At 45.5% G+C, this 21,966-nt stretch carries 20 protein-coding genes; 13 read left to right on the top strand and 7 right to left on the bottom strand.

Going from position 1 to position 21,966, the window contains the following annotated elements:
• The first annotated feature begins 227 nt into the window (after nt 1-227).
• Nucleotides 228-713 (top strand): hypothetical protein, encoded by a 486-nt coding sequence (locus tag HMPREF0083_RS04080; RefSeq protein WP_021619789.1) that lies wholly within the window; start codon nt 228-230, stop codon nt 711-713.
• A gap of 88 nt (nt 714-801) precedes the next feature.
• Here the strand turns inward: HMPREF0083_RS04080 and HMPREF0083_RS04075 are convergent, their stop codons facing one another.
• Nucleotides 802-1,104: a HesB/IscA family protein gene (locus tag HMPREF0083_RS04075; protein ID WP_021619788.1), complete on the bottom strand. Its 303-nt coding sequence runs from the start codon at nt 1,102-1,104 to the stop codon at nt 802-804.
• 468 nt (nt 1,105-1,572) lie between these two features.
• Here HMPREF0083_RS04075 and thiM point away from each other — a divergent pair, with 468 nt between their 5' ends.
• The 8 genes from thiM (at nt 1,573) to HMPREF0083_RS04035 (ending at nt 11,919) form a co-directional block, all read left to right on the top strand.
• Nucleotides 1,573-2,373 (top strand): hydroxyethylthiazole kinase, encoded by an 801-nt coding sequence (thiM, locus tag HMPREF0083_RS04070; RefSeq protein WP_040301435.1) that lies wholly within the window; start codon nt 1,573-1,575, stop codon nt 2,371-2,373.
• Between the two features lie 18 nt (nt 2,374-2,391).
• Complete coding sequence (thiE, locus tag HMPREF0083_RS04065; RefSeq protein ID WP_021619784.1) at nt 2,392-3,042, top strand: thiamine phosphate synthase; 651 nt, start codon at nt 2,392-2,394, stop codon at nt 3,040-3,042.
• A gap of 201 nt (nt 3,043-3,243) precedes the next feature.
• Nucleotides 3,244-5,226: a DNA gyrase/topoisomerase IV subunit B gene (locus HMPREF0083_RS04060; protein WP_205762709.1), complete on the top strand. Its 1,983-nt coding sequence runs from the start codon at nt 3,244-3,246 to the stop codon at nt 5,224-5,226.
• 7 nt (nt 5,227-5,233) lie between these two features.
• Nucleotides 5,234-7,729 (top strand): DNA topoisomerase IV subunit A, encoded by a 2,496-nt coding sequence (gene parC, locus HMPREF0083_RS04055; protein ID WP_051354525.1) that lies wholly within the window; start codon nt 5,234-5,236, stop codon nt 7,727-7,729.
• A 152-nt stretch (nt 7,730-7,881) separates the two neighbouring features.
• Nucleotides 7,882-8,289, top strand: coding sequence for a S1 RNA-binding domain-containing protein (locus HMPREF0083_RS04050; RefSeq protein ID WP_021619780.1), 408 nt, complete (start codon nt 7,882-7,884; stop codon nt 8,287-8,289).
• 120 nt (nt 8,290-8,409) lie between these two features.
• On the top strand, nt 8,410-9,327 hold the full coding sequence (pyrB, locus tag HMPREF0083_RS04045) for an aspartate carbamoyltransferase (protein ID WP_040301420.1): 918 nt from the start codon (nt 8,410-8,412) through the stop codon (nt 9,325-9,327).
• 279 nt (nt 9,328-9,606) lie between these two features.
• Nucleotides 9,607-11,499 carry an oligoendopeptidase F gene (pepF, locus tag HMPREF0083_RS04040; protein WP_021619778.1) on the top strand — a complete coding sequence of 631 codons (1,893 nt, stop codon included), beginning with the start codon at nt 9,607-9,609 and terminating at the stop codon, nt 11,497-11,499.
• Nucleotides 11,500-11,595: 96 nt separating this feature from the next.
• Nucleotides 11,596-11,919: a hypothetical protein gene (locus HMPREF0083_RS04035; RefSeq protein WP_040301419.1), complete on the top strand. Its 324-nt coding sequence runs from the start codon at nt 11,596-11,598 to the stop codon at nt 11,917-11,919.
• Between the two features lie 106 nt (nt 11,920-12,025).
• On the opposite strand, the gene leuD is transcribed toward HMPREF0083_RS04035, so the two are convergent.
• On the bottom strand, nt 12,026-12,634 hold the full coding sequence (gene leuD, locus HMPREF0083_RS04030) for a 3-isopropylmalate dehydratase small subunit (RefSeq protein ID WP_021619776.1): 609 nt from the start codon (nt 12,632-12,634) through the stop codon (nt 12,026-12,028).
• Complete coding sequence (gene leuC, locus HMPREF0083_RS04025; protein WP_040301417.1) at nt 12,621-14,060, bottom strand: 3-isopropylmalate dehydratase large subunit; 1,440 nt, start codon at nt 14,058-14,060, stop codon at nt 12,621-12,623. The genes leuD and leuC overlap by 14 nt, the downstream gene beginning before the upstream one ends.
• A 126-nt stretch (nt 14,061-14,186) precedes the next feature.
• Between leuC and HMPREF0083_RS04020 the strand changes: the two genes are divergently transcribed.
• Nucleotides 14,187-15,098, top strand: coding sequence for a LysR family transcriptional regulator (locus tag HMPREF0083_RS04020; protein ID WP_040301416.1), 912 nt, complete (start codon nt 14,187-14,189; stop codon nt 15,096-15,098).
• Here the strand turns inward: HMPREF0083_RS04020 and HMPREF0083_RS04015 are convergent.
• Complete coding sequence (locus tag HMPREF0083_RS04015; RefSeq protein ID WP_021619773.1) at nt 15,070-16,134, bottom strand: CapA family protein; 1,065 nt, start codon at nt 16,132-16,134, stop codon at nt 15,070-15,072. The genes HMPREF0083_RS04020 and HMPREF0083_RS04015 overlap by 29 nt on opposite strands.
• Before the next feature lie 401 nt (nt 16,135-16,535).
• On the opposite strand from HMPREF0083_RS04015, the gene HMPREF0083_RS04010 reads away from it, so the two are divergent.
• A complete protein-coding gene (locus HMPREF0083_RS04010) occupies nt 16,536-16,943 on the top strand; it encodes a hypothetical protein (protein WP_021619772.1) in 408 nt (135 codons plus the stop codon).
• Between the two features lie 52 nt (nt 16,944-16,995).
• Here HMPREF0083_RS04010 and HMPREF0083_RS04005 read toward each other — a convergent pair whose 3' ends face one another.
• Nucleotides 16,996-17,214, bottom strand: coding sequence for a hypothetical protein (locus HMPREF0083_RS04005; protein ID WP_040301414.1), 219 nt, complete (start codon nt 17,212-17,214; stop codon nt 16,996-16,998).
• A gap of 402 nt (nt 17,215-17,616) precedes the next feature.
• Between HMPREF0083_RS04005 and HMPREF0083_RS04000 the strand changes: the two genes are divergently transcribed.
• Nucleotides 17,617-17,868, top strand: coding sequence for an AbrB/MazE/SpoVT family DNA-binding domain-containing protein (locus HMPREF0083_RS04000; RefSeq protein WP_021619770.1), 252 nt, complete (start codon nt 17,617-17,619; stop codon nt 17,866-17,868).
• Between the two features lie 52 nt (nt 17,869-17,920).
• Here HMPREF0083_RS04000 and HMPREF0083_RS03995 read toward each other — a convergent pair whose 3' ends face one another.
• Nucleotides 17,921-18,529 (bottom strand): hypothetical protein, encoded by a 609-nt coding sequence (locus HMPREF0083_RS03995; RefSeq protein ID WP_021619769.1) that lies wholly within the window; start codon nt 18,527-18,529, stop codon nt 17,921-17,923.
• A gap of 79 nt (nt 18,530-18,608) precedes the next feature.
• Nucleotides 18,609-19,346 carry a BMQ_0737 family morphogenetic spore coat protein gene (locus HMPREF0083_RS03990; protein WP_021619768.1) on the bottom strand — a complete coding sequence of 246 codons (738 nt, stop codon included), beginning with the start codon at nt 19,344-19,346 and terminating at the stop codon, nt 18,609-18,611.
• A 215-nt stretch (nt 19,347-19,561) separates the two neighbouring features.
• On the opposite strand from HMPREF0083_RS03990, the gene HMPREF0083_RS03985 reads away from it, so the two are divergent.
• Nucleotides 19,562-21,966, top strand: a 2,405-nt coding sequence (locus tag HMPREF0083_RS03985; protein WP_021619767.1) for a coiled-coil domain-containing protein, incomplete at its 3' end; no start/stop codon positions are given.

The following is a 21,966-nucleotide window of genomic DNA, read 5'->3' as shown; positions in this document are numbered from 1 at the left end:
ATCCACTCTGGATTATACTGGATAATCAACACCCCTGGTATTTGAATTTTGAAACAGAATTGGAATACATAGTAGAAGACAAAACAAGAATAGAAGATGAGAAGTATGACTAAGTGTTTAATAAATTGGATATTTATCATACTAAACAGCCATTTCAATGCGTTGAAATGGCTGTTTTTGTGTACATTTTCATAGTATTATAATAGTATGAAATGAGGTGAACGGGCATGGGTACAGAGAATAAATACACGATAAAAATGAAGAAAAGAAAGCAGATTAGTGACTCAGTGTTCAATCTCCTTTTTAAGGATTTAGTAGAGTCGGAAAAAATTAAGCTATACATAGACGATGTGAAACAGCGTATTTATGAAGGAGAGATGAATCAGGATGAGTTCAATGAAAGCCTGTCGAATTTAACCGACCGCTATGTAAAAAAAGGATTGCACCGGTCTGATCAGGCCAGTGTCATCCGCTACATTAGTGCGTTCGCCAAGATAGAGAACAATGTAAAGGCCAACCTGCGCGCAATGAGCATACAGGAGAAGGGTATAGACAGCGAGGAAGAGACAGAAGAATTGAATGTTCAGGAGATTATTCGTAAATACGAAGATACGCAGCGATGGATTAACGAGTGGGTACGGGAATATGCTTGTGCACATGGGCTAGACCCGGAGCTTGTAGCAACTCCAAACCTGGAGCTGATGGGGAAATAAGACAGAAAACGGGTCCTTAAAGTGTGGAGGACCCGTTTTTTCATGCATTTCGAGTTACACCCTTGCATGAAACAGTAAAGGAGAAGGTTTAATGATCACCATGGTTGCCTTTACTCGGGTTTGTAATGACAAAACCCTCTTCTGGCAAATACAAATAATCAATTTTTACCCCGTCAAGCAAATCCTGCGTCTTGTCGAGAAGTACATCGATTTCTTTATCGGTATGCACAATTTCATCGTTCTCGCCAGGTGTATCCAAATCGAGGCCATAATGAGCGTGGGTACCGTGCGTATGGGTGATGACTACGCGCAGAAACTTTCCTTCTGAATCCTCTTGTGCCATGATTTCGTTAATTTTCTTTGCAGCGTTTCTTGTGATTTTACATTTCATTCGGGTTCGCTCCTTAGATTACATAAATATAGAAGGACTTGTATCGTCGCTTATTATACGCCATTTTACTTCTATATGGAAATAGGATGGTTGGAAGTAGGAGATTCAGAAAAAAGAAGAGGGTGGATGCGCCCACCGCCCTTCCTTCTTTTCTTACCTCCCACCACAAATATGTGCCGATTTATCCAATCAGATGTATATAAGCCTGTATGTAGCCTGCATTATATTTATGTTAAAAAAGCGGTCCCGTGCAATGCCGGGACCTAATGAGAATGGAGTTACCACAATATGTGGTATGATTGTGGAGATCAATCCATAGCCCATCTTACTATAGTTGTGTAAGTATTTTGTTTGACTTGCGTTAAGATTATATTAAGATTTCCTTTGATGGACCAGTGGTTTTATACGCGGAAAAGAAGTATCATAAAATAACAAACAAGACCATATGAAAAGGGGTTTGCGACTATGATGCTACAACAACAATTTGGGGCGTTGCTCGTCGCATTGCGAGAGAAGAGCCCACTTGTACATAACATTACAAATGAAGTGGTTACTAATTTTACAGCGAATGGATTGCTCGCAATCGGCGCCTCACCCGTGATGGCTTATGCGCCGGAAGAAGTAGCGGATATGGCTAAAATCGCTGGTGTACTCGTATTGAATATGGGCACATTGACGAAAGAAACGGTGGAGTCGATGCTGATTGCCGGGAAGTCTGCCAACGAACACGGTGTGCCTGTTGTATTTGATCCGGTGGGGGCAGGCGCTACACCATTCCGTACGGAAATGGCACGCCGTATCGTTGAAGAAATAAATATCGCGATTATCCGGGGCAATGCAGCGGAGATAGCCAATGTGATGGGAGAAGCATGGGAGATTAAAGGTGTGGATGCTGGCCAGGCGGGCGGAAATGTTGAGGCACTGGCTCGTAAAGCAGCCAAAGAGCTGAATACAGTCGTTGCAATTACAGGCAAGGTTGATGTGGTCGCTGGATTAAATGAATTATATACTGTGCATAATGGCGACGAAATGCTCACACGCATCACAGGAACAGGTTGCCTGCTTACCTCCATCATTGGTGCGTTCACTACTGTGGAGAAAGATTATGCGCTGGCGGCCGCGGCAGGGCTTGCGGTATATGGCGCGGCAGCGGAAATGGCACGGCAGACGGTATCTGCCCCTGGTTCCTATCAGGTTGCCCTGCTGGACATGCTCTATAGCATAGACGAAGAGCAAGTTGCATCCATGGCACGTGTAGAGCGAAAATAAACGGAAAGAGTGACAGCGATGGATAATCTAACATGGAAAAATAAACTTGCGGTTTACCTTGTAATTGGAATTGAAGAGGTTAATGGCCGCAGTGCGTTGGAAACGGTACGTCTGGCTATTGACGGCGGGGCAACGGCTGTGCAGCTACGCGAGAAACATGCGCCGCTTCGCCATGTGCTGGAAACCGGAAAAAAAATGCGGGAGCTGTGCCGCAAACATGATGTTCCATTTATTGTTAACGATCGTGTAGATGTAGCGATATTGCTGGATGCAGACGGCGTCCATGTCGGACAGGATGATTTGCCGGCGAGCGAGGTTCGCAAACTGGCAAAAGAGCGGATGTTCGTCGGTGTTTCGGCATCTTCGGTTGAGGAAGCGCGTTGGGCACTTGCGCAGGGAGCAGATTATCTTGGTGTCGGAGCGATTTATGCCACTGGCAGCAAATCTGATGCCGGAGACCCGGTTACGCCGGCTCTAATTGGCGAGATTCGTACGTTCTCGGATATTCCGATTGTCGGTATTGGCGGTATTACGGTTGATAACTGCTCTGAAGTAATAAAGCAAGGGGCAGATGGTGTGGCGGTCATTTCCGCAATTGTTGGACAGCCCAATCCAAAGCAGGCGGCTGCACGCTTGCATGAAGTGATTACCGCATGCATCGTAAAATAGGGCATATTTGAGGAAGGAGTGGATGATTCCGCCCCTTCCTTTTTGGTGAATATACAATTTCGGGAACGAAGGCAAAAAAGACGAACAAGCATTCTGGTTTTGTGTATAATGAAAAGGAAAGGGACGGCAGGGAAATGGACTGATGTTGCTTTTCGCCATAAAAACCAGTACATTGAATGAAAGAAACAGGAGGGGAAGGATTTGAGTCGTCAAAATGTATCACCAACTATACCAGCATACAGCGATGATGATATTCGCGTCCTAAAAGGGCTGACTGCCGTCCGTGTCAGACCCGGGATGTATATTGGCTCGACCGGAAGTCGCGGTCTGCACCATCTCATCTGGGAGATTATTGACAACTCCAAGGATGAAGTGCTGGCCGGCTACTGCGATACAGTTAAGATTACGATTCATCCGGACGGAAGCATCAGCGTTGAAGACAATGGTCGTGGCATTCCGACCGGTATTAATAAGGATGAAGGAATTCCGACGCCGACAGTTGTATTCACCGTCTTGCATGCTGGTGGAAAATTTGGCGGTGGCGATGGATATAAGAAATCGGGAGGTTTACATGGAGTCGGGGCAAGCGTAGTGAATGCATTGTCCGAATGGCTGGAGGTGGAAATCTACCGCGATGGAAATATTTATCGACAACGCTTTGAATATGTAGAAGAGGCAAATGGACAGTTCAAAGCCGGGCACCCCGTAACCGGGCTTGATATTGTGGGTACGACCCGCAAGACGGGAACGAAGGTAACGTTCATGCCTGATAAGCGTGTTTTCAGTGATACGAATGTTCAGCATAGCGTACTGCGCGAACGTCTCCGCGATAATGCGTTTTTGCTGAAAGGTGTTTCGATTCATCTGCGGGATATGCGTCCGGGCGCACCGGAGAAAGAGACGTTTCATTTCGATGAAGGGATTAAGGCGTTCATCGAATTTTTAAATGACGGCAAAAATACGCTGCATAATACGGTGTATTTTGAAGGCGAAAAGGAAAATATTGAGATTGAACTGGCATTCCAGTATAACGACAATACGTCAGAGAATCTGCTGTCCTATGTCAATACGATTCCGACGATTGATGAAGGAGCACATGTTTCAGGCTTTCGTAATGCATTCACAAAAGTATGCAACGATTATGCGCGTAAGAATGCGATGCTAAAGAAAAACGACAAAAATCTGACCGGAAACGACTACCGTGAAGGGTTGATGGCCGTGCTTAGTATCCGAATGGATGACCCACAGTTTGAGAGTCAGACAAAGGACAAACTTGGCAGTGAGGAAGCAAGGTCGGCAGTTGAAGCATTCGTGAGCGAGAAAATGAGCTTCTTTCTGGAAGAGAACCCGGATATCGCTCGGCTCATTATCGAACGAGCTATAGAGTCGCGCCGCATCAAAGAAGAAATCAAAAAGGCGGCAGAAGCGTTACGCAATCCAAACAAGAAGAACAAAAAGAAAGGCAAACGCACGATCAGTGATAAATATACACCGCCAAGCAAGAAAGATGTGGACCGTAACGAGCTGTTCATCGTAGAGGGAGATTCAGCGGGAGGCTCCGCAATTAATGGACGCGACCGCAACTTCCAGGCCGTGCTTAGCCTGCGCGGTAAGCCGATTAATGTAGAGAAAAAGAAAATTTATGAAGTCATTGGACCGAATGGCAACGAGGAGATTAATACGATTGTTGAAGTGCTGGGCACAGGAATTGGCGATGATTTTAATGCCAATCAATGCGCTTTTGACAAAATTATTATAATGACGGATGCTGATTACGACGGCGCACATATTCAGATCTTGCTGTTGACGCTGTTCTACAGGTATTTCTCGGAACTGATCAAGCGCGGTAAAGTATTTATCGCCCAGCCGCCCCTGTATAAAGTATACAAACAGGGTAAGAAAGAACAGCAGATAGTCTATGCATGGACGGAAGAGGAGCGAATGGCAGCACAGAAGAAACTGGGCAGTCAGGCGGAAATCCAGCGCTACAAAGGACTCGGCGAAATGAATGCTGAACAGCTCTGGGATACAACAATGAATCCTGTGTCGCGCAAGCTTATTCAGGTTGATTTGGAAGAGGCAGCAGAGGCCGAGCGGATTGTTACCATTCTAATGGGAGATAAGGTACCGCCGCGCCGTGAATGGATTGAGAGCAATGTGAAGTTTGTTATGGAGGAGGAATAAAGAGTCGATGTCACTGCCGCATGAACAATATTTGCAGATGAGTGTGCGGGACGTGTATCGCTCACGATTCAGCGATTACGCCCGCTATATTATTCTTTCAAGAGCCATTCCGGATGTGCGGGATGGCTTAAAACCCGTACAACGTCGGGTGCTGTACTCGATGTATAAAGAGAAGAACACACCGGACCGCCCGTACCGCAAATCGGCGAAAACGGTCGGAGATGTAATGGGTAATTACCATCCGCATGGTGACGCATCCATTTACGAAACAATGGTGAATCTTGTACAACCGCATAAAATGCGCGAGCCGCTCATTGACGGTCATGGCCATTGGGGTACGGTTGACGGTGATACGGCTGCGGCGATGCGTTACACAGAGGCGCGCCTTATGCCAATCGCGATGGAGATGACCCGCGATATTGAAAAAAATACAGTGGAATTTATTCCGAACTATGATAACACGACCAAAGAGCCAGTCGTGCTGCCTGCACGATTTCCGAATTTGCTGGTTAATGGGGTAACGGGTATCTCTATCGGGTTCGCTACAGAGATTCCTACCCATAATCTGCGTGAAGTTATCGATGGTACAATTGCCTTGCTTCATAATCCAGAGCTTTCACTTGATGAGATGATGACGTACATTCCGGGTCCGGATCTGCCGGGCGGCGGTATTATTCAAGGGAAGGATGAGATCCGAAAAGCGTATGAGAAGGGCTCAGGCCGCATCATCATTCGCTCCAAAACGCACATTGAGAATGGAAAGCAGGGGCGTCAGCTCATTGTTGTTGATGAGATACCTTATACGGTCAAGAAAAAAGCGCTCGTCACACAAATTGAAGAGGAAATTCTGGAGAAAAACGTTGACGGCCTAATGGAAGTACGGGACGAAACGGATCGCCAGGGGATGCGTATTGTACTTGAAGTACGTAAGGACGCTGATATTGATGGCATCTTGAATTACCTTTTCAAGAAAACCGATTTGCAGATTTCTTATAGTTTCAATATGCTTGTTATCGCAGATGAACGGCCTCAGCAACTTGGCCTTAAAGGGATTCTGGCTGCCTATATCGCCCACCAGAAAGAGGTCATTACGAAGCGTACAACGTACGATTTGGAGCGGGCGCAGAAGCGTCTGCACATCGTAGAAGGAATTATTAAAGCCATTTCGATTCTACGTCAGGTTATTGACACGATTATGGACTCGGATGGACGGGAAGACGCGCGTCAGCGCCTGATAGAGCGTTTTGACTTTACGTATGAACAGGCAGAAGCCATTCTTGATATTCGATTGCACCAACTGACGCGTCTTGACATTAAGAAATATGAAAAAGAAGAAAAAGAGCTGCGGAAAAAGGTTACGGTTCTTGAAGGCATCCTGAAAAGCGAGAAGAAGCTGAATAAGGTGCTCGAAACGGAATTGGTGGAAATCCGCGAAAAATATGGAAGCGATCGTCGAACTGAGCTTGAAGATGAAATTGAGAGCATCGAGGTCGATATTTCTATTACTGTTCCGGCGGAGGATGTGATTGTGACAATCACGGAAGACCAGTATATTAAGCGTACGTCGATGCGTTCATTCAATAGCTCCGGTGCCTCTGTCGAAACGACAGGGCTGAAAGAAGGGGACGCTGTTCGTTATCTTTTTAAGACGAACACGATTCATCAGTTGCTTCTATTTACGAGTCATGGGCAATTCTACCAGCTGCCCGTGCATGAAATACCGGACGGACGCTGGAAGGACATCGGTACGAGTCTAGTAAATGTCGTGTCCCTCAGTAAGGAAGAAAAAATCGTTTCTGCCTATACAATAGACTCATTAGAAACAATAATGGATGAGTCGTTTGCATTTGTGACAGAGGGTGGCATGGTTAAGCGCACTAAAGTGGAAGAGTACAGCAAAACGCAGAAAAAACGTGGGATTGTTGCAGCAAAAGTGAAGGATGATGACAGGATTGAAGCGGTGCATCTATGTCGGGAAAACGGAGAATTTCTACTTGTCTCATCCGGTGGCATGGCGATTCGCTTTCCGGTTTCTGATGTGCCTTTCACGGGACGAAATACAGCGGGGGTACGCGGCATGAAGCTTGAAGAAGGTGAACGGATTGCTGGCTCCTTCGTTCTTTCTCCAGAAAGGGAAGATGTATTGCAGATTGTAACGAAGGAAGGGGTCATTAAACGCACATTCGTTGCCCAGTTTACGGCACAAGGACGAGGAGGAAAGGGACTGCTTGTTATCCGGCGCCGTAAAGTGCAGCCCCATGAGGTAAAAGCAGCATTCCTAGAGGATGCCTTACAGCATGACCTCGTAGCGAAGACAAGTGCAGGGCACATGCTTCCCATAGAGTGGGAGGCGTACCGGGAAAGTCTGTCAGTTAATGACCAAGGGTCGATTGGACGTACGATGGTCATGATGGAACCGGGAGAAGAAATCGCTCACATATCCAAAATTGCACGTGTAAAAGAGGATCGTGACGAAGAAGTTTTGCATAATTCTCAAGTATAGGCAGGAAAGAGTACCTTTTTGTCGAAATGGGAATAATGTAATAAAGAAGCAGGGCATGTTTTGCCCGAACTTGCAGGACGCAAAGTTCTTTATTATTCTTTTTGTTTCATGTATAGTAATTGTATAGTAAATTCTTTTAGGGGGAACATTTTTTGAGTAACATCGCTGTCGGCAATATTTTAGAAGGTACCGTGGTAGGAGTTCAATCTTTTGGCGCTTTTGTTAATATCGGAGAAAACAAGCAGGGGCTTGTTCATATCTCGCAAATCGCCTCCTCTTATGTAGAAGATATTAACCAGTTTGTCAAAGTTGGTGACAAAGTGACCGTTAAGGTGCTGGAGATTAAAAGCGACGGTAAAATTTCCTTAACCATGAGAATTCATGAGGAAAAGAAGGAAGACCGCCGTCCATTTAAGAAGCGCGATGATCACCGAGGTGGTCCGGGCGGACGTTCCAACAACAACAATTCGAGAGAAGATTTCGAATCGATGATGAAACGTTGGATGAAAACAAGCGAAGACAAAATGGGCGACTTAGGTAAACGCGAAAAGAGACGCTAAACGGGTCTTCTCATTACCATGGTAAATCAACCACTCTGATGCAAGTCAGAGTGGTTTTCTATGCGTATTGGAGAGAAAAACAGGAAAATGTAAAATTACATAATAAAGGAGAGACATGCTGTGTCACTATACCATGTATTAGGAGCCAAACAGTTTACCCGTCCGATGCTGGATGAGATTTTCGAGAATACACATCGTATGGAGCAAGTCGTGAAAGACGGCGGCAGTGACCTTTACAGCAATAAAGTAATGACAACGTTGTTTTTTGAGCCGAGCACCCGGACACGTCTATCGTTCGAATCGGCGATGTCGCGTCTTGGAGGTAAAGTTATCGGCACAGAGAATGCAGCCCAGTTTTCGTCAACGATTAAAGGCGAAACGCTTGAAGATACCATTCGAGTTGTTTCCGGCTATAGCGACGTGATTGTTATCCGACATACGGATATTGGAGCAGCAGAGCGTGCAGCAGCAGTAGCTACTGTACCGGTTCTTAATGCTGGAGACGGGGCAGGCGAACATCCGACACAGTCACTTTTGGATTTGTACACGATCGAAAAAGAACTCGGGCGTCTTGACAACTTACATGTTGTCATGATTGGAGATTTAGCGAATGGACGAACCGTTCATTCGTTGTCCTATTTGCTAGCCAACTACAAAGGAATTCATATTTCTTTTACTGCGCCAGAGAACGTGCAAATTCCTACGTATGTGAAGAAGTATTTAGACGAAAAAGGTATTACATACGAAGAAGAGCATGATTTGGAAAAAGTGGTGGGAACCGCTGATGTATTGTACCAAACGCGTATTCAGAAAGAGCGATTTACTTCGCTTGATGAATATGAAAAGGCCAGTGGTAAATACATTATCGACCGGAAAGTTCTTGCAAAAATGAAGCAGGATAGCATTATTCTTCATCCGCTGCCGCGCGCTGGTGAGATTGCGGTCGAGGTAGATGAAGACCCACGCGCTGCCTACTTCCGGCAGGCACAGAACGGTTTATTCGTTCGCATGTCTCTCATTGATAAATGTTTTTCATAATCAATACATTGAATACCTGGTAAAGTAAACGGCCAGTAAAATAATAAAGGCAATAAAAAAGATAGATTCATTTTTAACGAATCTATCTTTTTTATTGGAAAAACAGGCTGCTAGCGCCAGTGATTAGTGCCGTATGTGTTGTAACGAAGCATTATCCTTTCTTTCGAATGTTATGTTCAAACGTATTATACAGAGAAAGATGAAAAAAGGCACAATAAATATTTTATCCCTTACTTGCTAAAGATATGTTCAACAACGAATAAGAAAGAAGGGATCCGTATGCGCAAAATAAGGTTTGGTGCACTTACAGGCTTTGCATGTGTCCTGTTACTTCTCTGTCAGTTCTGGCCCTTGCAGGCGGTAGCAGGACAAACACAAGTAAATGCGCCGGATACATGGGATGTAAGCCGTCTCTATCCAGATGACGCCGCATGGGAGACGGACATCCGTGATGTAGAGAAGGAAATTGGCGGGCTTTCCGCATACAAAGGAAAGCTTGCAAATGCAAAGCAATTGTATGCTATGCTGAATCAGGAAGAGCATGTCATGCGAAAGCTCGAAAAAGCATATACGTATGCACAGCTGCTCTTCGATACAGATACAGCAAGTTCAGAAAACCAGAGACGGCTTGATAAGGTTCGTCAGGTAGCGCAAAAATTAACACTGGTCACATCGTTTACTGCTTCAGAATTGGGCGCAATGGATGATGCGAAGCTTAGAAAAATATACGGACAGGAAAAAAGACTGACACGGTACAAGCGACATATTAGTGAGTTACGCAAAGAACAGGCGCACATTTTATCAGAGAAAGAAGAACGACTGCTCGCATTGACCAGTGAAATAGCAGGTGTGGCGGGACAAACGTATCGATATCTGCTAGACGCAGACCTTATGTTCCCTGCTATTGAGGGTATGAATGGTAAAAAAATCTCGATAAATCGTACTAATTATGCGTCTTTGCTTACTTCTCCGAATCGTGAACTGCGTCGTCGTGCATTCGAAGCAATGTATGGTACATACAAGCAGTATGAGAATACATTTGCATCCCTGCTGCAGGGAGAGGTGCGTAAACATATTGTTTATGCAAAGGCGCGAAATTATCCGTCAGCGCGCTATGCGGCATTACATGCTACCGATATACCAGAGAGCGTGTATGATAATGTAATCTCAACGGTTCGAAGACGGGTGGCTTTGCTCCATCGATATACGGCATTGCGGAAGAAGTTGCTTGGTGTGCCTATAGTACATAAATATGATTTATACGTTCCGTTGTTTCCTGATACAAAGCGGGAGTATTCATTGGATGAAGCAAAAAAGATGATTCGCGAAGGATTGGCGCCGCTCGGTCCCGATTATCGACGCAGATTGGATGAAGCGTTCACGAATCGGTGGATGGATGTATACAGCCGCAAGAATAAGACAGGAGGGGCATATCAGACAGCCGTATATGGATATCCGCCGTATGTGCTACTGAATTATCATGGTAGATTGGATGATGTACTAACGATGTCACATGAACTTGGACACGCGATGCATTCCTATTATGCTAATGAGACGCAGGACTATTTAAATGCAGGCTATGGTGTGTTCGTTGCAGAAGTGGCTTCAACCGTTAACGAATCCATGCTGCTGCGCGGCTGGATTGCACAGGCGAAGGGACCAGAGAAGAAAGCAGCGCTCTTGAATCGTTATCTGGATACATTTCAGAGCACGCTGTTTACCCAGACCCTCCTTGCGGAATTCGAACGGGATATTCATCGAGCGTCAGAGACAGGAGAGACGCTTACTGCCGATTATTTAGATCGACAGTACCGCAGGCTTGTCGGGGAGTATTATGGACCGTCGCTTGCTGTAGATCCGCTTGTCGGAGCAGAATGGGCGCGCATCCCACATTTCTATAAGAATTTTTATGTATATCAGTATGCTACCGGCTTTTCTGCAGCAACTGCACTCGCTGACGGACTACTGAAAGGCGAAGGAAAGGCACAGGAGAGGTACTTGGCATTTCTTAAGACAGGCGGGGCCAAGCCGTCGCTCGATGTATTGGCACAGGCTGGAGTGAACCTGCGTGATCCGGGTGTTATCTCTCGTGCCCTCGATGTATTTGAACAATCGCTTGAAGAGCTGGAAAGGCTGGCAGACAAATTATCCAGGCCCAATAATGCAGAATAGGCGTACGTCTATTTTGAATAAAATCAGGGGCATCCGCCTGCAATTCACATAGTGTAGTAACATATGAAAACTACTTTGAGAATGTGGGGGACTATTATGAAAAACAATGAAAACAATCATCAGCCGTCTTTCGCTTATGAGCAATACCATACGAACATGGCGGCACCTTTATATTATACACAGCCTGTTTCTTATCCATATCATTATGGTTATGCACACGACGGGCGTGGCGGACTTTTCCCGCTTCTATTTTTAACACCATTTCTGATTCTTCCGTTTCTTAATAACAGGCCGAAGTATGTTCCGTATCCATATCCGTCTCCTTACCCATCACCGTATCCCTATCCTACACCTTACCCGTTTCCGGTTGGGGCTCCTGAAGCTCCTGGTCCATACTACGGGACTGCGAGAGAAGGGTAGGTAAATGCTTGTTTTTTTCGCAAAGAAGACAAATGGTCACGATCTTTTCAAACGACAAGCCAAGAATAAAGGGAACAGGAGAGCGATGTCCTGTTCCCTTTGCTAATTATTGTGAGACTTTATAGTAGCTTGGATAACTTTTTTCGTACTCGGCGATTTTGTCTTCCTGCATCAGTGTAATGCCAATATCGTCCAGGCCTTGCAGCAGGCACTCACGGCGATATGCATCGACGCTGAATGGAACTTCAAGGCCATTGTCATCGGTAATTACATTCTTCTCCAAATCAACCGTTACCGCGTATCCTTCCTGATTTGCAACATTTTGGAACAGTTGCTCCACGGTTTCTTCTGGCAGCACGATTGGCAGGATGCCGTTCTTGAAGCAGTTATTATGGAAGATGTCCGCGAATGACGGTGCGATAACTACTTTGAAACCATAGTCCAAAAGTGCCCACGGCGCATGCTCACGGGAAGAGCCGCAACCGAAATTATTTCGTGCAATCAAAACATGTGCGTCTTTATACTGCGGTTTATTCAATTCAAAATCTGGATTCACATTTTCTTGCTCATCAAAGCGCCATTCATAAAACAGGAACTGACCGAAGCCAGTACGCTCGATGCGTTTCAAGAATTGTTTAGGGATAATAGCGTCTGTATCTACGTTAACGCGATCGAGCGGAGCGACCACACTTGTAATTTTTTTAAACGGTTCCATGTGCTTTCTCCTCTCTTTCCTTGACTTCCCATTTACGTACATCAACAAAGCGACCTGCGATAGCTGCGGCAGCAGCCATTTCAGGGCTAACCAAGTGTGTGCGTCCGCCGCGGCCCTGACGGCCCTCGAAATTCCGGTTTGATGTAGAGGCACAGCGTTCGCCCGGTGAAAGCACGTCCGGATTCATTGCCAGACACATACTGCAGCCTGGTTCACGCCACTCAAAGCCTGCCTCGATAAAGATGGTATGAAGACCTTCTTTTTCGGCTTGTTCTTTAACCATACCGGAACCAGGCACAACCATAGCATTTACAGTTGAAGCTACTTTGTGGCCGTTGGCGATTTTGGCCGCAGCGCGTAAATCCTCGATACGGCCATTCGTACAGGAACCGATAAATACGCGATCGATTTCAATCTCGGTAATCGGAGTGTGTGCTTCAAGGCCCATATAAGCAAGTGCATTCTGTGTTGCCTTACGTTCGTTTTCGGTTGTAAAGTCTTCTGGTGCGGGAACGATACCGGTTACGCCGATACCCATACCTGGACTAGTACCCCATGTTACTTGCGGTTCGATTTCTGCAGCTTTGATTACGACACGGCGATCATACTTAGCGCCTTCGTCTGTGACAAGCTCCTTCCAGGCCGCGATCGCTTTATCCCATTCTTCGCCCTTCGGTGCGAAACGGCGTCCTTCCAGGTAGGAGAATGTCGTTTCATCCGGCGCGATAAGTCCTGCACGAGCTCCGGCTTCGATTGACATGTTGCAGACGGTCATCCGCTCTTCCATGGAGAGGTTCTTGATTGCATCTCCGGTGTATTCGATAACATAGCCAGTTGCAAAGTCGGTGCCCCATTTAGCTATGATGGCGAGAATCAAATCTTTTGCTGTTACGCCGAGCGGAAGTTCCCCATCTACGTGTACTTCAAGCGTTTTCGGCTTTTTTTGTTGCAAACATTGTGTTGCCAGTACATGCTCTACTTCACTTGTTCCGATACCAAATGCAAGTGCACCGAACGCCCCATGTGTTGAGGTGTGGCTATCTCCACATACAATGGTTTTACCGGGGTGGGTAAGTCCCAATTCTGGTCCCATTACATGCACGACGCCTTGCTCCGGACTGTCTAAATCATAGAGTGTAACGCCAAATTCCTTACAGTTCGCCTGCAGTGTCTCAATTTGCTGACGGGAAATCGGATCTTCGATTGGCAGGGAACGGTCTGTAGTCGGTACGTTATGATCGATAGTTGCAAATGTTAAATCAGGACGCCGCACAGAGCGTCCGGCAAGGCGCAAACCTTCAAATGCCTGTGGTGATGTTACCTCGTGTACAAGCTGTAGGTCAATGTATAGCAGGCTGGGCTTGTTCTCTTCAGCGTAGATAACATGATTGTCCCAGATTTTTTCAAACATTGTACGTGGTCTCATTCATCTCTCCCCTTTGTTTTTTTAATCTTTATATAAGTTTTAACATAGAAAAAACAAATGTTCAAAGATATAATATTTATAGTTTACATAGGATTTACCTATAAAAAGAAGACAGGGAGGTTGAATATGGAACTCAGACAATTATTATATGCAGTAACCATTGCAGAGGAGAAAAGCTTTTCACGCGCAGCAGATAAGCTTCATTTGGCCCAGCCGTCACTTAGCCAGCAAATTGCTAAGCTTGAAAAAGAAATTAATATTATCTTATTCGAGCGTTCAACAAGCTCAATCCGTCTAACAGATGCAGGCGAGAGATTTTATGAATCGGCATCGAAAATTCTCGATTCTATTGAGCAATTGAAAAAAGAAATGCAGGACATGGCGGAATTGGAGAGAGGAGGTCTTACGGTCGGAAGTCTACCCATTACTGGCGCCCATATCTTGCCGCTTGTACTGCCGGTATTCAAAAAGAAATACCCTGGTATCCAGGTGCGTCTTATTGAAGAAGCGACAAGGGCGCTTGAGCAATTGACGGCACGAGGAAAGACCGAGATGAGCCTGCTGTCACTGCCGCTTGCGGATCCGAGCCTGGAATGGGAGCCAATTCTCGAAGAGGAAATCTGCTTGGCTGTGCCACCGGATCATCCGTTGAGCCAGAGAGAAGAGGTGGAGATTCGCGAACTAAAGGAAGAAGCCTTCATTATGCTAAAAAAAGGCCAAGGTTTTCGTACCCTGGCCTCAGGATGGTGTGAAGAGGCGGGGTTTGTGCCGCGCGTCGTATTTGAAAGCAGCAACATTGAAACCGTACAATCGCTCGTAGCGGCGGGGATGGGCATTGCATTCGTGCCAAAGATGGTGACACGACTCTCTACAGAGCCGTTGCTTCCTCAATATGTAGCACTGCGTAATCCTACACCTTGCCGTACATTGGTGATGGCATATCGCCGCGGCCGATATCGTTCACGGGCAAGCCGGGTATTTCTTGAAACAGTCCAAGAAGTACTGGTCGCTATGGAGCGAGCGTCCCATCGCTTTTAACGGTGGCTTTGTGTGAAAGCTGGTCCATGAAACGCAGGAATTCTGCTTTTTCTGCCCCTTCGATTGGCCGCGGTTGCCCGTTTGTAATCCGGACAGGAATAAGACCTGCCTGAATGCGTTTGTTACTTACTGATACCTCTAGGATGGCAGATTGATTAGAGCGATCTATTCGGCTATTGGTAAATATAAAGTTACCGAGTGAATAGGCGATTAGTTTGCCTTTATACCACTCTACCGGCTGCATGATGTGGGAGTGATGACCAATGACCAAATCCGCTCCCATATCAATGAGCGTATGTCCCATTTCGGTTTGGTAGGCTTCCGGTGTTGTGACGCGCTCCTGGCCCCAGTGAATGAAAACGACGACAATGTCCGCTTTCTTTTTCGCCTCTTTTACTTTGCCATACATGATTTTCGGTTCGTACGCGCTGGCTAGCCCTGGTTTGTTCTTTCCAGCCATCCAGGAGGTTGAAGGCAGGACACGGCTATAATTAAGTAAAGCGATCGTTTTTCCTTTTTTCTTTATGTAGTGAATTTGCGTTGCTTCGGCCAGGTTTTTTCCTGCGCCGAGGGGGAGTAGCCCGGCTTTCTTGACATGTCCAATCGTATCGTACAGTGCATTCAGGCCAAAATCCAGCGTATGATTATTCGCCAGTCCGACTACATCAAGTCCGCTTTTCGCCATTGCCTGAGCCATGCGAGGGTCAGAGCGGAACGTGAATTGTTTGCTCTGGGCAGTGCCGCCAGTCGTGAGCGTTGTCTCTAGATTACCAATAGCAAGATCGACACGGGACAGCATTGGTGTTACTTTAGCAAATGGATAGGCAGTCCCGTTTTTCTTTATTTGGTCGCTAACCGTTCCTGTAAACTGCATATCCCCTACAAATGCAAGTGTGACTTTATCAAAGCCAGTTATCATGACATCCTGATTATCCGTTTTGGCGTCGGCCATGAACGCAAGGCTTCCAAACAGAAGGGCAAGGCAGATTACACTTGCACTAAGCACGGCGAGCAGCCGTTTTTTTGTTTCTCTCATTTTCTCATTCTCCCAATATACATCTGATTTGATAAATCGACCTACACCTGGGGTGGGAGGTAAGAAAAAAGCAGAAGGATAGCAAAAGATACACTGGTTCTTTTAAGGTGTAAGTGCAGGGCGTACCTAACCTCGTGTTCTTTTTCCTGATTATTTTCTTATGCCTAGCCACCTTACGAAGCCCGAGCTACCAAATGTAATTTGGTGCACGTTCCTTATATTTCCTTTCTGCACTCTTGCATCATACCACATTTGCGCGGGTGAAATAAGTGTAAAATGACAAAATTACGGAGTGCATGCTGTCTGTTGCATTTCCAGAAATATGTCTGGTCGTCCTGTACGGCACATAGTACAATAAGGACAGCCAATAAGAATAGAAAGGGTGAGAGCCGTTGTTCTATGTGGTGCTCACATTCCATTTACTAGGGGTTGCGGCCAAGCTGGCCGTCTTGTTCCTGATTCCCAGATTGAAGAACGTAGAGCAGACGCGGCGCTTTCTAGTAACATATCGTAAGCTTGATATTACGGCAGATGTTGTATTATGGGGAACCGGCCTGGCGTTTTTCTTTGTCACGTCGTTTCAATACTTAATGCAGATGTGGCTACTTGTATCAATGCTTCTTTATATGTTTGTATTCTATATGTTGAAGCGATTCTTGATGCGGGGGCTTCGAGAGGTAGCGAACAGCCGCAAGGTTCATGCCGAGAAGGAATTGAAAACGTTACGTTTTCAGAATTTATGTGTCGGAATCTTTTCCATCTTTTTGATGGGCTGCATTGCATTCATGATGATGAACAAGCCGTTCTAACTGCAACAAAAAACCGAAGCAGGATATCTTGCTCCGGTTTTTTATTTGGCGGCTAGTTTACCCATTCAGCCACAGTTTGTTTTGCTTCTTCCAGTTCGCTCTCATGCACATATATAGCGGAGTGCTTCTCTACGAAAGAGCGAATCCCTCTTTCTTCTAATCGTTGCTGCATCGCCTGTAGACGGAAGTCGTTTCGGTCGAGAAACACGACCACCCATCCGTCTTCCGGTTTCGGCGAGCCATTCATCATTTCACGCAATTTCTTGAACATGATTATTGTCACCACCCTATGATGTATGTGTCCATAGATATTACATTCGAAGTGTAGGCCCATCTTTTGACCAGAAGAACGAGCAAATATTTTGCCTGCCTATTGCCTGTAAGGGCATAATGTCCCTTAAGACCTCAATAAGTGCAACTTTTATCAACAGGGGATGAAGAAAGCCTTGCTGATAAAAGTTTACTTTATCATGCCATGCTTGACCCGGTAGAGCAATGCGTGAAAAGTCCCGAACAAATGGAAATATGAATACTTTTAAGATACAATAATTCAAGTAAAAGGGACTATTACCAATTCCATGCAATATTTGCACTGTTAAGTAACGGTAGACTTGATAGAATTTAAATAAGAATGAATCAGCAAATGAATTAGCAAATATAGGAGGGAATACAAATGGCAATGAAAGCGACCGGTGTGGTTCGGAAAGTGGATGAATTAGGCAGGGTGGTCATTCCCATTGAGTTGCGCCGTAATCTGGGTATAGCGGAGAAAGATGGGCTGGAAATTTTCGTGGACGATGAGAAGATTATTCTAAAGCGGTATGCCCCGGCTTGCATTTTTTGTGATTCAGCCGATAATATTACTAATTACCGTGGTCGTAATATTTGCAAAAGTTGTCTTACCAATCTCAAGACAATGGAATAATAAAACGCTATACGAAGAGCCGGAATCGTTTTTTGATTCCGGCTCTTCGTGTTCAGAAGTTAATGACAATATTGTTCAAAGAAAAGATGCCTTCACTTTGTTCTTTAAAATAAGCGAACCCTTCCACAATAATAGAATTTGGTTCTGGTGGTTTGGAAAGACTTAATGTGAAATTGGAAAAAGCAAGGCTCTCACCTGCAGCCAATTCATTGCAGAAATTCGGGGCCAGCCAGTACTCCCCATTCGCCTTTTTCCGTTCTACCTCGTCCTGTCCTACATAATGCCATTCATTCGCATGGTTTGCCTCGATGAAAAAAGACGAGCGCCTCTTATTTGTTCTAATTTTTCCGCTTAATGTACCTGCTTCGGCAGGGGAGATGCGGATGCAAATCATTGGAGCGTGTAACGGCTCGCTTCCCGTGTTTTTTACAATAAAATCACCCATCACAAGCACATCAGTTTCTTCTTCACCGTTGTCCGGCAAAATCACCGAATAAGTAAAAAAGGCTGTACCGCCTACTCCCGCTTCCCGGCCTGTTTCTTGTTCCTGCTTTTTACTTTCTACGCTGCTGGGCTTGGTCAATTCCTGTTTGATTAAGGCAGCATAGCGTGAAAGTTCGGCACAGTAAGATAAGACGGTTTGCGTATGTTTCGTGTCCATTCTATTCTCCTCGCATTAAAAATGAAATAAGCAGGCAAGAAGAGAATGCTGTTCTCTTCCTGCCTGTGAAGCGTGATGATTAACCCGGGAAAACGGTTGGGCATTGCGGTGGAAATGGACGCGGCGGGCATTCGAATGGTAGTTCCAACCTTGGCTGACAAAAGCTAGCGAGAACTTCGAGCTTAACCAACGCTTCCATTTGAATGTCTTGGCACATATTAATAGAGATATCCAACTGGAACTCGTCAGTGCCGCCAGCTCCAGTACCAGGGAAAAATATAAGCTGGGCATCGCATTCAAAATCCGTAATATGGCATTGCAGGAATGTTCCATGAGGCGCGCACAGGAAGAACTTTTCTGCGACCTGGAACGGTTTTGTCACGCAGCAGATAATAGGCGTGCTGCACAGGGCAGGCAGAACCTTCAGAACTACAGTGACAAATCCTTTTTTCAATACTTTCACTTTTTGCAACGTAACGACTTGACCTGAAGGTAGCGTAACCTGCACATCCTGGCGACCGCCCGGTTGCGAGATTTCAACGCAGCAGATGGCTCCTTCCTCTAACGGATCAAGCGGTCTTCCTTGTTCATCTGATAAGAAACATTCGACTGTACCGAAGTTTGCAACATCCTGAGTCGTCAATCCAACGGGCAGAGTGCAATTTGGGAACACGGTTCCCAGAACATCGCGTTGACTAATAAGCGGAACATCCACCTGGCGGGTAACCCAGTCAAACACTTTATTCACCTTAATACATACGGTCTCTTCTTGCGCTCCTTGGATCGCTTCAGGAATAAAATCATGGTTAGTATGCATGCATAACCATCCTTTCTGAAGTGTGGGTGGGGATTAGAACTAATTTATCTTATGGGTAAAGCCGGAGGACAGTTCTAGGCATATGCGGATTTTTTTTAGAGGAGGGCAAAAGCAGAAAATTTGCCCAGCATTCTTGACAAATAACTTCACCCTATTCTAGACGGGTGCATAAAAATAGAGAGGACTAAGGGGCATATATCCAAAAGAGGTGATTGATGATGAAAGATAATTCTATAGCTCAATTTGATTCAAGCGATTCAAGTCATCTGCAGCTCAAGCAGAAGCTAATCAACCTGCAATCCGAACTTTCCCGTTATAAAGTTATTCTATCTCGATATAAATCCGAGCTCTCCCGATATAAAACAAGGGTAAAACAATATAAGAAAAGCGGCGAGTTCGGGAAAAAGCAGGAAGAATTGAAAAGTGAGATCGTTTGGCTGCAGGATGAATTAGAGGAGCAGAGCAGACGTCTGGAACAAGTAAGCGAGGAAAGAAACCAGTGCATTCAAGAAAAAGAGCAGCTTATAAAAAACGTAACGATATTGACGAACAAAGTCGATACCCTGGAAAGCAAGGCAATGCAATACGAAGCAGAGAGAAAAGAATGGGAAAAATATATAGAAGAAATGCAAGTGAAGAGTACATCCTGCCAGGAGCAATTGGATGAACGGGAACGCCAATTAGAGGAAGCACATGTTTTTTTGCAGAAAACACAGCAGCAGACCGAAAGAGTTCGGCAGCAAGTGATCCGGTATGAGGTTGAGAAGATAGAATTGGAAGAACGCATTACAGAGCTGGAGGCGCAAATCGAACAGACACGGCAAAAGCGAATGGAGGATAGGGAGCAATATGCAATTGAGTTGCAGCAGCAAATTGAGCAGTATGAAGCAAAATTAACGAAAGCGCAACAATATGCCGAAGAACGTGACCGATTGGTTGAAGAGATTCGTTCCCGGCTGGAAGAGAAGATGCGGCAGCATGAAATTGACTTGCAGGAAAGGGAGCAGCGGGTTGAACAATTGCAACAGCAAATAATTTGTTATGAGGCAGAGAAGGCAGAGCTTGAGAAACGTATTGCCGAGTTGGAAGCACAAATTGAGCAGGTAAGACAGCAGCATGAAGAAAAGGAGAAAGGTGAGGCAGCACAGCTGCAACAGCAAATTGAACGTTATGAGGAAGAGCTAACAAAAGCGCAACAACATGCTGAAGAACGCGACCGGCAGATTGAAGAACTGCAGCAGCAGCTTGAACAGAAATTAGCACAGTATGAAGCAGAGAAGCTGGAGCTAGAAGGGCGCATCGCCAAACTGGAAGTACAGATTGAACAGGCAAGGCAGCGGCGGGCAGAAGAGGGAGAAGGGAGTGAGACGGAGCGGCTCCAGCGGCAGATTGCGCAATATGAGGAGGAATTGGAAAAGGCTCGACACCATGCGGAAGAGCGCGATCGGCAGATCGAAGAACTGCAGTTGCAGCTTGAGCAGAAACTAATCGACTACGAAACAGAAAAGAAGCACATTCAGGAGCATATCCAATATCTCGAAGAAGAAATTAAGCGTGCGGAAGCGAGCTTAATGGAAAAAGAACAGTTGATTGATGAACAAATCCAGCGGCACATTAATGAGCTAGAAGAGGAGCTGCTACAGGCGCAGGAATATTTAGTGGAAAAAGATCAACTTATCGAAGAACTTAAGACGCAGTTCGTACAAAAGAGTGAGCGGTATGATGTCCAGGAAAGAGATGCGGAAGTATTGCATGTTCTCGAAAATGCATTTCAACAGGAGAAATTCGCAGCTCAACTGCAACACCATTTATATGCTCTGGAGGAAGAAGTAAAAGAAGCACAAACCAGAATGCTGCATAAAGAGCAGGAGATCAGCGAGTTAAATAGCCAGCTGGAAAAGAAAATAGCCGAACACGAGATAGAGAGAAGGAAGTGGAAGGCGGAGGCCGAACGGCTTAAGCAGCAAGTCAAGGGAATGAATGATGAAACGTTGCAAATTCAGGCCGAGCTGGAAGAAAAAGAGCATTTGATTACCAGACTGAAGCAGAGGGAAGCCCGCCTGAAAAGCGAAAAACTAGAACTGGAAAACCAAATTGATGAATATGCAGCAAAAACGGGACGCACACAAATTGAATTGGATAAAAAAGACAGAGCACTTCAACAACTGCAGCAGCAATTCGATGAGGATATGAAACAGGCACAGGCACAACTCGTAAACAGAGAACAATCGTTCGTAGAATTGAACGATCGCTTTGAGAAAAGTTTGATGGAACATGAAGCGGAGAAAAAACAGCTAAAAGACGAGGTAGAACAATTACAGCAGCAATTAAAGGGGATAAATAACGAAGCATTGCAAGTGCGGACGGAAGTGGAGGAAAAAGAGCAATTTATCGCCCGGCTAAAGCAAAAAGAGACGCGTCTGAAAAATGAAAAGCTGCGCCTGGAAAGCAAAATCGATGAGTATGAAGCGAAAGAGAACGATGCACAAACCGAATTGGAGAAAAAAGATAAGCAGTTGAGCGAGCTGCAACGGCAATTGCAGGAAAAAGCAGAGCAGTATGAAGCGAAAGAGAACGATGCACAAGCCGAATTGGAGAAAAAAGATAAGCAGTTGAGCGA

Origin of the sequence: Aneurinibacillus aneurinilyticus ATCC 12856 (assembly GCF_000466385.1) — a bacterium.
Classification (GTDB): Bacteria; Bacillota; Bacilli; order Aneurinibacillales; family Aneurinibacillaceae; genus Aneurinibacillus; species Aneurinibacillus aneurinilyticus.
Note: the sequence above shows the minus strand (reverse complement) of the source record. Positions and strands in the feature narration are given on the sequence as shown.

Excerpts from the sequence above, each read along its gene's own strand:
- parC (WP_051354525.1), top strand. The coding sequence starts at position 5,234 with ATGTCACTGCCGCATGAACAATATTTGCAGATGAGTGTGCGGGACGTG.
- HMPREF0083_RS04000 (WP_021619770.1), top strand. The coding sequence starts at position 17,617 with ATGGCAATGAAAGCGACCGGTGTGGTTCGGAAAGTGGATGAATTAGGC.
- pepF (WP_021619778.1), top strand. The coding sequence starts at position 9,607 with ATGCGCAAAATAAGGTTTGGTGCACTTACAGGCTTTGCATGTGTCCTG.
- HMPREF0083_RS04005 (WP_040301414.1), bottom strand. The coding sequence starts at position 17,214 with ATGTTCAAGAAATTGCGTGAAATGATGAATGGCTCGCCGAAACCGGAA.
- leuC (WP_040301417.1), bottom strand. The coding sequence starts at position 14,060 with ATGAGACCACGTACAATGTTTGAAAAAATCTGGGACAATCATGTTATC.
- HMPREF0083_RS04080 (WP_021619789.1), top strand. The coding sequence starts at position 228 with ATGGGTACAGAGAATAAATACACGATAAAAATGAAGAAAAGAAAGCAG.
- HMPREF0083_RS04075 (WP_021619788.1), bottom strand. The coding sequence starts at position 1,104 with ATGAAATGTAAAATCACAAGAAACGCTGCAAAGAAAATTAACGAAATC.
- HMPREF0083_RS03990 (WP_021619768.1), bottom strand. The coding sequence starts at position 19,346 with ATGCATACTAACCATGATTTTATTCCTGAAGCGATCCAAGGAGCGCAA.
- thiM (WP_040301435.1), top strand. The coding sequence starts at position 1,573 with ATGCTACAACAACAATTTGGGGCGTTGCTCGTCGCATTGCGAGAGAAG.
- leuD (WP_021619776.1), bottom strand. The coding sequence starts at position 12,634 with ATGGAACCGTTTAAAAAAATTACAAGTGTGGTCGCTCCGCTCGATCGC.
- HMPREF0083_RS04020 (WP_040301416.1), top strand. The coding sequence starts at position 14,187 with ATGGAACTCAGACAATTATTATATGCAGTAACCATTGCAGAGGAGAAA.
- thiE (WP_021619784.1), top strand. The coding sequence starts at position 2,392 with ATGGATAATCTAACATGGAAAAATAAACTTGCGGTTTACCTTGTAATT.
- HMPREF0083_RS04015 (WP_021619773.1), bottom strand. The coding sequence starts at position 16,134 with ATGAGAGAAACAAAAAAACGGCTGCTCGCCGTGCTTAGTGCAAGTGTA.
- HMPREF0083_RS04035 (WP_040301419.1), top strand. The coding sequence starts at position 11,596 with ATGAAAAACAATGAAAACAATCATCAGCCGTCTTTCGCTTATGAGCAA.
- HMPREF0083_RS03995 (WP_021619769.1), bottom strand. The coding sequence starts at position 18,529 with ATGGACACGAAACATACGCAAACCGTCTTATCTTACTGTGCCGAACTT.